Raw genomic sequence first — 9,058 nt, forward strand, 5'->3', positions numbered from 1 at the left:
ACCAATCGTTCAGGACTTACTCGCCTCGAGGAGCACCTCACGCACAACAGCCCGTGGCCGTCAGGGCGGCGGTTGGCAGCGTGGCGGCTGACAGGGCGGCGATCGGCATAGCGTCAGCCGAAGGCGTTGTGGTGGTCAGGCGTCGTTCGACCGATGGCATCCGCTCAGGTGGTCGTCGACGAGGCCGGCCGACTGCATCAGGGCGTACATGGTGGTGGGGCCGACGAACGTGTAGCCCCGGGTGCGCAACTCCCGGCTCAGTGCCATCGATTGCATTGTGGTCGCCGGGACCTCGCCGCGCTCCCGCAGCCGGGGGCCGCGGGCTTCGGGCGCGAAGCTCCAGATCAGCTCGGTCAGGCTCTCGCCGAGGTCTCGGGTGACCCGGGCGTTCCGGATGGTGGCCTCGATCTTGCCGCGGTGCCGGATGATGCTCGCATCCGCGAGGAGCCGGGCGACGTCGACGTCGTCCATCACGGCCACGCGGTCGACGTCGAAGTCGTAAAAGGCGGCCCGGAAGGCCGGCCGACGTCGCAGGATGGTGATCCAGGACAGGCCGGCCTGGAACCCCTCGAGGCACAGCTTCTCGAACAGCAGCCTCTCGTCCCGGAGCGGACGCCCCCACTCTTCGTCGTGGTAGCGCTGGTATTCGGGGTCGCCGCCGACCCAGCCGCAGCGGGTGAGCCCGTCATCGCCGAGCTTCAGTGAGGCGGATGTCGTGGCCTCGGCTGGCAGCGCGCTGGTCGCCGGGGTGCTCATGAGCGGTGCTCGATGCCCTCGTGGTCGAGGAGCCAGACCTTGGTGGGCACTCCGCTGCCGCCGCTGTAGCCGGTGATGCGACGGTCGGCGGCGAGCACCCGGTGGCAGCCGATCAGGATCGGAACGGGGTTCGCCCCGACGGCGCCGCCCACGGCCCGGCCGGACCCCGGCTTGCCCAGCGATCGTCCCAGCTCGCCGTACGAGGTCGCCTCGCCGAAGCCGAGCTCGGACAGTCGCTGCCAGACGCCCTGCTGGAACGCAGTGCCCCCGCTCGGCGCCACGGGCAGGTCGAAAACCGTGCGGGTGCCGCCGAAGTACTCCGCCAATTGGCGCGCGGCCCGGTCGAGCAGGGGCGACGGGGCTTCCGGGGTCTCGTCGAGGGGCAGCTGTCCGTCGCGTTCGATGGAGAGGGAGAGGATGCGCTCGGCGTCACTCGTGAGTTCCAGCCGCCCAATGGGGCTGGGCAGCCGGATCAGGAAGGTTTCGATGGTCGTCATGCCTCGACTGTAGTCGGCGGCGCCCTGCGCACAGCGCGGGTTTCGGACCTGGCGTGGAAGGAGGGCCGGGCTGGGCTGGGGAGGAGCCGGCCGGCTTCAGGCGAGCCGGGTGTGGGGATACTCGGGGGAGCGGTGCTGGAATGCCAGGATGTCGGGATTCCGGATGATCCCCTCGTGGATCTCGATGGCCCGCCGAAGGGTCTCGTTGGCGGTCCAAGCGGCCTCGCCCGCAAGGACCTCGCGCAGGTACGGCAACAGCGCCTCGCTGATCTCCCACGTGGCGGAGTTCCAGAGGTACGACGGGCTGTGGTCGACCGCGTAGTAGGTGACGTTGGTGCCGACCCGGAAGGTCGGTTCGTCGAACGTCGTCGATTTCGCCCAACTGAAACCCATGCCGGTGTCGCAGGACACGTCGATGATCAGCGACCCCGGGGCCACCATCGGAAGATCATCGTTGCTCAGGAAGATGAGCGGGGCATTTGGGTCCTGCAGCACGCAGTTCACGATGACGTCGTGGCCGGCGAGAAACTCGGGCAGTGGCACCCGTTCGTTTCCCGGCAGGGCGAAGTTCCCGTTCGTGCCGTCGCCGTGGTCGAGCTGCACGATCTGGGCGGAGTGGATCGGGGAGCTGACCGCGGTCACGTCGCGATTGGTCAGCACCGTGACATCGTAGACACCGAGTGCGTTGAGCGCCGTCACGGCGCCCCGGGCGGTGGCCCCGAAGCCGATCACCGCGGCACGCTGCTTGCGGCCGTAGTCACCCGTCGAACCGATCAGGGACAGGGCGTGCAGCACGGAGCAATACCCGGCGAGCTCGTTGTTCTTGTGCAGCACGTGCAGGTGGAACTCGCCGCCTCCGGTCCAGTGGTTCATCGCCTCGAACGCGATCAGGGTCAGCCGCTTGTCGATGGCAAGCTGGGTGAGTTTCTCATCCTGCACGCAGTGCGGCCAGCCCCAGAGCACCTGTCCGTCGCGCAGTGCCGCGACATCCGCCAGCAGAGGCTTTGCGAGCAGGATGACGTCGCACTCCCGGATGAGGTCCGCGCGCGAGCAAAGCCCTCCCACGAGCGGGGCCAGCTGCTCGTCCGACACGCCGAACTGCTCTCCGTAGCCGCGCTCGAGAAACATTCGCTCCCGGAGGTCCGGATCGATCCGTTCGACATGTGACGGATGAATGGGCAAGCGCCGTTCATTCGGCTTACCGGAACGCGACATGACGCCGAGCGTGAAACGACTCACTGACACCCCTTTGTAGTTGAGTCCTGTTTAGCACAGGCCGGCGAGCCTAATGTGGAGGGATGGAGCAGATGGAGTACCGCAGACTGGGCAATTCGGGGCTCATGGTGTCCACGATCGGGTTGGGCTGCAACAACTTCGGACGCGCCGGAACCGCGACGGAGAGCCAGGCCGGAACCACCGCCGTCGTCAACGCGGCCGTCGACGCCGGGATCACCCTGTTGGACACGGCCGACATCTACGGCGCGGAACGCGGCCTCAGCGAGACCCTGATGGGTTGCGCGCTGCGGGGCAAGCGCGACCAGATCGTGCTCGCCTCGAAGTTCGGCATGGACATGAACGGTCGGAATGGACCCGACTGGGGCGCCCGCGCCTCACGTCGCTACATTCGACTGGCCGTCGAGGCGTCCCTCCGGCGCCTGCAGACCGACTGGATCGACCTCTACCAACTGCACCAGCCTGACCCGAACACCCCGATCGAAGAGACCCTGCAGACCCTCGACGACCTCATCCGCGAGGGAAAGGTGCGCTATATCGGCCACTCCAACCTGGCCGGCTGGCAGATCGCCGAGGCGGAGTTCACCGCCCGGCTGACGGGGCATCCGCGGTTCGTTTCGGCGCAAAACGAGTACAGCCTGCTGGTGCGTGACGCCGAAGACGAGGTGCTGCCGGCCGTCAACGCCTACGGGCTCGGCTTCCTGCCGTTCTTCCCCCTCTACAACGGGCTTTTCACAGGCAAGTTCTCTCGTGCGGGCGGCCCCGCCGACAGCCGCATCATGATGGTCCGGCCGCACCTGGCCCGGAACGCGCCCTGGGACGTCATCGAAAAGTACGAAGCGTTCTGCGACCAGCGCGGCGTGACCATGCTCGCAGCCACCTTCGCCTGGCTGCTGGCCCAGCCGGGGCTCACCAGCATCATCGCCGGAGCAACCCGCCCGGAACAGATCCTGCAGAACGCCACCGAGGGCAGCGCGTGGAGGCCGTCGCCCGAGGACGTGGCCTGGATCTCGGACCTCTTCGCCTGAACCGTCCTCTCTGGAACCCGAACCCCGATTCCACTTTGTGAGTGAGCGCTCACTCATAAAAGCTGGGGGGATGTCCGTCAAACCTGCGCGCGCGAAAGCCCTGTCCGTCGAGGACCGGCAGTCGATGATCCTCGACGCGGTCACGCCGCTGCTGATCGAGCACGGCCAGACCGTCACCACTCGACAGATCGCCCAGTGCGCCGGGATCGCCGAGGGCACCATCTTCCGAGCCTTCGACAGCAAGGACAACCTGCTCCGGGCGGCCATGGACCGTCAGCTCGACCCCGAGCCGTTCCGTCTCGAACTTGCCGCGCTCGACCGTGAGCTCCCGCTCGAGGAACGGGTGCGCGCCATGGTCTCCCTGCTGCGCCGCCGCTTCGCGCAGGTCTTCGCGCTGATGACGGCGGTGGGCTCGATGGGCAGACCCCACACCCACGACGTCGCGCACGAGTTCACCGTGCTGCTCGCCGACGTGCTCGCGCCTGACCTCCTGCGCCTCACGGTTGCCCCGGAGCGTTCAGGGCAGGTCATCCGGATGATCGCGCTTGCGGCATCCGTGCCCCACATCACGGCCGGCCCCGACTTCGACGACGATGAGCTCACCGCCCTCATCCTCTACGGCATCATCGGCTTCCCGACGCCGCCGAACGCCCCCTGCTAGGAGATCCGATGCTCTGGAAACTGCTCGTGAAATACCTGCGGCCGTACCGGCGGCTGCTGGCAGCCGTCGTCGTGTTCCAGCTGGCCCAGTCGATCGCCTCGCTCTATCTGCCCACCCTCAACGCCGACATCATCGATGAGGGCATCGCCACGGGAGACACCGTGTACATCCTGCGCATCGGTGGTCTGATGCTGCTGATCACCCTGTTCCAGATCGTGTGCGCGATCGTCGCCGTCTTTTTCGGCGCGAAGGCCGCCATGGGGCTCGGACGCGACCTGCGCGGCGCTGTCTTCACCCGGGTCGGCGAGTTCTCCGAGCAGGAGGTCACCCGGTTCGGCGCCCCGTTGCTGATCACCCGGTCGACCAACGACGTGCAGCAGGTGCAGATGCTCGTGCTGATGACCGCCACCATGATGGTCACCGCACCGATCCTGTCCATCGGCGGCGTGATCATGGCCGTCCGGCAGGACGTGCAGCTATCCTGATTGATCGCCGTGAGCGTGCCCGTGCTGTTGATCGCGGTCGGGCTGATCATCGCGCGGATGGTGCCGCTGTTCCTCCTGATGCAGACCCGCATCGATACGGTGAACCGGGTGCTGCGGGAACAGCTCACGGGCATCCGCGTCATCCGGGCGTTCGTGCGCGAAGACGTCGAGTCCGTGCGGTTCGGCAAGGCGAACATGGATGTCACCGACACCGCCCTTCAGGCCGGCCGCCCGATGGCCCTGATGTTCCCGGTCGTCATGCTCGTCCTGAACGTCTCCAGCGTGGCCGTGATCTGGTTCGGGGCGTTCCGGATCGAGGACGGGTCCATGCAGGTCGGCACCCTGGTTGCCTTCCTTAGCTACCTGATGCAGATCCTGATGGCCGTGATGATGGCCACGTTCATGGCCGTGATGATCCCGCGGGCGACCGTGTCGGCCGACCGGATCGGCGAAGTGCTCGAGACCGAGTCCAGCGTGCGCCCGCCGCGCCACCCCGTCGTCGACAGTATCGGCCGCGGAGAGGTGGAACTCGTGGACGTGGGCTTCGCCTACCCCGGCGCCGAGCAGCCGGCGCTCTCCGACGTGAGCTTTACCGTGCATCAGGGGCAGACCACCGCGATCATCGGCAGCACCGGATCGGGCAAGACCACCCTGGTCAACCTGCTGCCTCGCCTCTTCGACGCCACCAACGGCAGCGTGCGGGTCGACGGGGTGGACGTGCGCGAGCTCCACCCTGACCTGCTCTGGGGCAGCATCGGGCTGGTGCCGCGGAAGCCGCATCTGTTCTCCGGCACCGTGCGCAACAACCTGCTCTACGGCAAGCCCGACGCCACTGAGGCGGAACTCTGGGAGGCACTGACCATCGCGCAGGCCCGCGACTTCGTGGCGGAGATGCCGGACGGCCTCGATGCCCCGATCGCGCAGGGCGGCATGAATGTGTCCGGCGGGCAGCGGCAGCGCCTGGCCATTGCCCGGGCCCTGGTCAAACGGCCCGAACTCTATATCTTCGACGACTCGTTCTCCTCGCTCGACCTGGCGACGGATGCTCGGCTGCGCGAGGCACTGGCCGTCGGCACGGGTGGCGCCACCATGGTGATCGTCGCCCAACCGCCTCCCGCTGCGCTACTTCGACACGGTGCAGCGAGGCGAGCTGCTCAGCCGGGTCACCAACGACGTGGACAACGTCTCACAGAGCCTGCAGCAGTCGCTGAGCCAGGCCGTCACCTCTCTGCTCACCGTGGTGGGCGTCATCGTGATGATGTTCCTGCTCTCGCCTCTCCTGGCCCTGATCGCCCTGGCCACAGTGCCGCTGACCCTGGTCACGACCGTCCTGATCGCCCAGCGCTCGCAGAAGTTGTTCGTCGCCCAGTGGACCCACACCGGCGAGCTGAACGGCCAGATCGAGGAGACCTTCACCGGCCACGCCCTGGTCAAGGTGTTCGGCCGCCAGAAGGAGGTGGAGCAACGCTTCCGGGCCAAGAACGACGAGCTCTACGAGGCCAGCTTCGGCGCCCAGTTCGTCAGCGGCCTGATCATGCCGGCGATGACATTCATCGGCAACCTCGTCTACGTCGGGATCGCCGTCGTCGGCGGCCTCCAGGTGGCATCCGGGGCCATGCAGCTCGGCGATGTGCAGGCGTTCATCCAGTATTCCCGCCAATTCACCCACCCGCTGGCCCAACTCGGGTCGATGGCGAACCTGCTGCAGTCCGGCGTCGCCTGCGCCGAGCGCGTCTTCACCCTGCTCGACGCCGATGAGCAGAGCCCCGACCCGGAGCGCGCCGAGGCACCCACGACCGCCCACGGCCGGCTGGTCTTCGAGAACGCCTCGTTCCGCTACCCGGCGGACAAGCCGCTGATCGACAGCCTCAGCCTGGTGGCCGAGCCCGGCCAGACCGTGGCCATCGTGGGCCCCACCGGGGCAGGCAAGACCACCCTGGTGAACCTGATGATGCGCTTCTACGAGCTCGACGCCGGCCGGATCACGCTCGATGGCGTGGACGGGCGCCGAATGACCCGCGACGACCTGCGTGGACGTATGGGCATGGTGCTGCAGGACACCTGGCTGTTTGGCGGCACGATCCGCGACAACATCGCCTACGTGCGTCCAGATGCCACGGAGAAGGAGATCCTGGACGAGGCGACCAGCTCCGTCGACACGCGCACCGAGGTGCTCGTGCAGAAAGCGATGCGCGCCCTCCGCGCCGTCCGGAACGAATTCGACGGAGATTTTGCCCAAAGCGGCCCTAGAATGACCAAAAACCGCTCTGGAGACCAGAATCTCCGTCGAATTGGTTCAGTCAGGCCCGGCGGTGCGCCTCCAACTCGCGCGCGCAGTCGATGCACAGCTCCGCGGACGGCCGGGCCCCGAGTCGTTCCCGGCCGATCGGTTCGCCCCGGCGGGTGCAGAACCCGTAGCTGCCGTCCACGATGCGCGCCAAGGCCTGGTCGATCGCCGCAGACTGCGCCGCCAGGTCGCTGTGCACACCCGAGATGCGCGACCACTCCATGGTCAGGGTGGGTCCTTCGGGGTCGTGCTCGTCGTCGGCGGTGCCGGTGTTTCTGGCCTTGATCACACCGTCGAGGGTGGTGCCGATCCGGCCGAGCGTGATGTCGAGGTCGCGGCGCTGATGGCGGAGCAGCTTCTCGAAGTGCCGCAGGTCGGCGGGGGTCAGTTTCGTCCGGGTGGGCATGGGCGTCTACTCCGCCGCCGGGGGGCGACGTGAGCCGCCGGCGCGCACTGTCGATCCGTCATTCCGGTGCATGATTCCCGTCCTCTCAAGCCGGGCACGGCAATGCGCCGGCACGCTGCGTGGTTCTCGCTGTTGAAGATACGCCCGCGCCGGCCGGCTGCCGCGGGACTGCGAGGGGTCGCTTCAGGCGACCGTGACCGGGATATCGTGCAGGCCGGTGGCCCCATCGGGGATCACGTCCCGGCGCACGGGAGTCTGCACCAGGCCCGCGGCATCCGTCGCCCGCACCCGCAGGGTGTGCCGCCCGGCCGATGCCGGCCAGACCCAGCTCCACTGGCGCCAAGTGTCGGCCGAGATCGCGTCGGCCAGGGTCGCGTCGTTCCAGGCTCCGTCGTCAACTTGCACCTGCACGCCGCGGATGCCCACGTACTGCGACCAGGCCACACCCGCCACGATCACCGGTCCGGCCGCGACGTCGGTGTTCCGGCTCGGCACATCGATCCGGGAGGAGAGCTTGACCGGTCCTCGGGCGGTCCAGCCGCGCGTCGTCCAATAGGCGGTCTCCCGGTCGAAGCGGGTCACGTTCAACTCGACCACCCATTTCGTGGCCGACACGTAACCGTAGAGCCCGGGCACGACCATGCGCACCGGGTAGCCGTGCTCGAGGGGGAGCGGCTCCCCGTTCATCCCCACCGCGAGGATCGCATTGCGGTCGTCGGTGAGAACCTCCAGCGGGGTGCCCGCGGTCCAGCCGTCCTCGCTGCGGGAGAGCACCATGTCGGCCCCGGCGAGAGGCCGGGCCCGCGCCAGCAACAGGCGGATCGGGTAGCCCAGCCAGGTCGCGTTGCCGATCAGGTCGCCGCCGACGGCGTTAGAGACGCAGGCGAGAGTGGTCGTGCTCTCCTCGAGGGGCAGGGCGAGGAGCTCGGCGAAGTCGATCTTGATCTCCCTCTCGACCATCCCGGTGACCGTCAGCGTCCAGGTTCCCGGGTCGATCCGGGGCACCTGCAGGGCGGTGTCGATGCGGTAGAAGTCAGCGTTCGGGGTGATCAGCGGAGTGAGGCCGGGGAGGTCCAGAGCGGCACCGTCTGGGATCGGGGCACCGGGAACGGCCGCGGCCGGCAGTGTGAAGCGCGCGCGCGCCGCATCCGTCGCCCGGATACCGGCCGAGATCAGCTGCCCGCCGGCCGCGGCGAGCACGCCCAGGCCGGCGCTGGCCCCGGCCCAGACCAGGAACCGACGGCGGTCCGGAGCGGATGCCTCGGCGCCTCCGGGCGTGCGGCGCAGCTGGGCGACCATCACCGTGAGGAGCACGGCCGAAACGACCATCGCCAGCACCGCGGGCATCGCGTCGAAGGCGGCGGTGTTCTCCCGGGACAGCACCGCGAAGACGGCCAGCGCGCCGGCCAGGGCCACGAGGACCCGGCCGATCGGCGCCCGCCGGAACTCCAGCACCCCGGCGGCGGCGGCCAGCACCACGGCACCGAGCGCGACGCAGAACACCAGTACGACCTTGTCGGCCGTGCCGAACAGGGCGATGACGAGTTCCTTCAACCAGGCCGGGGCACGGTCGATGACCAGCGCGCCGACGGCGAAGATCGGGCTGCCCACCGGGGCGAGCAGGGCGGCCGTCAGCTCGGCCGCGCCGAGGCCGGCCAGGGCGGCGGCCACGCCGGCCGTCGCGGGCCGCCCGAGCCGTGCCGGG

Annotated in this window: 7 protein-coding genes and 2 pseudogenes; 4 read left to right on the plus strand and 5 right to left on the minus strand. The window is 68.5% G+C overall.

All coding sequences use genetic code 11. The features are described from left to right. Window positions 1–135: 135 nt before the first annotated feature. The 3 genes from E3O54_RS02885 to E3O54_RS02895 form a co-directional block, all read right to left on the minus strand. Complete coding sequence (locus E3O54_RS02885; protein WP_134400912.1) at window positions 136–756, minus strand: DNA-3-methyladenine glycosylase I; 621 nt, start codon at window positions 754–756, stop codon at window positions 136–138. After that, window positions 753–1,253, minus strand: a complete 501-nt coding sequence (locus tag E3O54_RS02890; protein ID WP_134373546.1) for a methylated-DNA--[protein]-cysteine S-methyltransferase — start codon at window positions 1,251–1,253, stop codon at window positions 753–755. Before E3O54_RS02890 ends, E3O54_RS02885 begins: the two co-directional genes overlap by 4 nt. Window positions 1,254–1,349: 96 nt before the next feature. Then, window positions 1,350–2,468: a N(5)-(carboxyethyl)ornithine synthase gene (locus tag E3O54_RS02895; RefSeq protein WP_198411421.1), complete on the minus strand. Its 1,119-nt coding sequence runs from the start codon at window positions 2,466–2,468 to the stop codon at window positions 1,350–1,352. A gap of 83 nt (window positions 2,469–2,551) precedes the next feature. Between E3O54_RS02895 and E3O54_RS02900 the strand changes: the two genes are divergently transcribed. From E3O54_RS02900 to E3O54_RS02915, 4 genes and pseudogenes are all read left to right on the plus strand, one after another. Next, window positions 2,552–3,514, plus strand: a complete 963-nt coding sequence (locus E3O54_RS02900) for an aldo/keto reductase (RefSeq protein WP_104099713.1) — start codon at window positions 2,552–2,554, stop codon at window positions 3,512–3,514. A gap of 70 nt (window positions 3,515–3,584) precedes the next feature. Next, entirely contained in the window at window positions 3,585–4,175 is a 591-nt protein-coding gene (locus E3O54_RS02905; protein ID WP_104099714.1) for a TetR/AcrR family transcriptional regulator, read from the plus strand. Window positions 4,176–4,183: 8 nt separating this feature from the next. After that, window positions 4,184–5,767, plus strand: a pseudogene (locus tag E3O54_RS02910) (ABC transporter ATP-binding protein); the annotation flags it as partial. After that, window positions 5,766–6,881 (plus strand): annotated as a pseudogene (locus E3O54_RS02915) (ABC transporter ATP-binding protein); the annotation flags it as partial. The pseudogenes E3O54_RS02910 and E3O54_RS02915, both read left to right, overlap by 2 nt. 79 nt (window positions 6,882–6,960) lie before the next feature. Here E3O54_RS02915 and E3O54_RS02920 read toward each other — a convergent pair. After that, entirely contained in the window at window positions 6,961–7,353 is a 393-nt protein-coding gene (locus tag E3O54_RS02920) for a TraR/DksA C4-type zinc finger protein (RefSeq protein WP_104099715.1), read from the minus strand. Window positions 7,354–7,536: 183 nt separating this feature from the next. After that, window positions 7,537–9,058 (minus strand): molybdopterin-dependent oxidoreductase (locus E3O54_RS02925; protein WP_241976728.1); only part of this gene is annotated, 1,522 nt, incomplete at its 5' end.

Origin of the sequence: Cryobacterium sp. TMT2-4 (assembly GCF_004402575.1) — a bacterium.
Lineage (GTDB): Bacteria > Actinomycetota > Actinomycetes > Actinomycetales > Microbacteriaceae > Cryobacterium > Cryobacterium sandaracinum.

Excerpts from the sequence above, each read along its gene's own strand:
- E3O54_RS02885 (WP_134400912.1), bottom strand. The coding sequence starts at position 756 with ATGAGCACCCCGGCGACCAGCGCGCTGCCAGCCGAGGCCACGACATCC.
- E3O54_RS02890 (WP_134373546.1), bottom strand. The coding sequence starts at position 1,253 with ATGACGACCATCGAAACCTTCCTGATCCGGCTGCCCAGCCCCATTGGG.
- E3O54_RS02895 (WP_198411421.1), bottom strand. The coding sequence starts at position 2,468 with ATGTCGCGTTCCGGTAAGCCGAATGAACGGCGCTTGCCCATTCATCCG.
- E3O54_RS02900 (WP_104099713.1), top strand. The coding sequence starts at position 2,552 with ATGGAGCAGATGGAGTACCGCAGACTGGGCAATTCGGGGCTCATGGTG.
- E3O54_RS02905 (WP_104099714.1), top strand. The coding sequence starts at position 3,585 with ATGTCCGTCAAACCTGCGCGCGCGAAAGCCCTGTCCGTCGAGGACCGG.
- E3O54_RS02920 (WP_104099715.1), bottom strand. The coding sequence starts at position 7,353 with ATGCCCACCCGGACGAAACTGACCCCCGCCGACCTGCGGCACTTCGAG.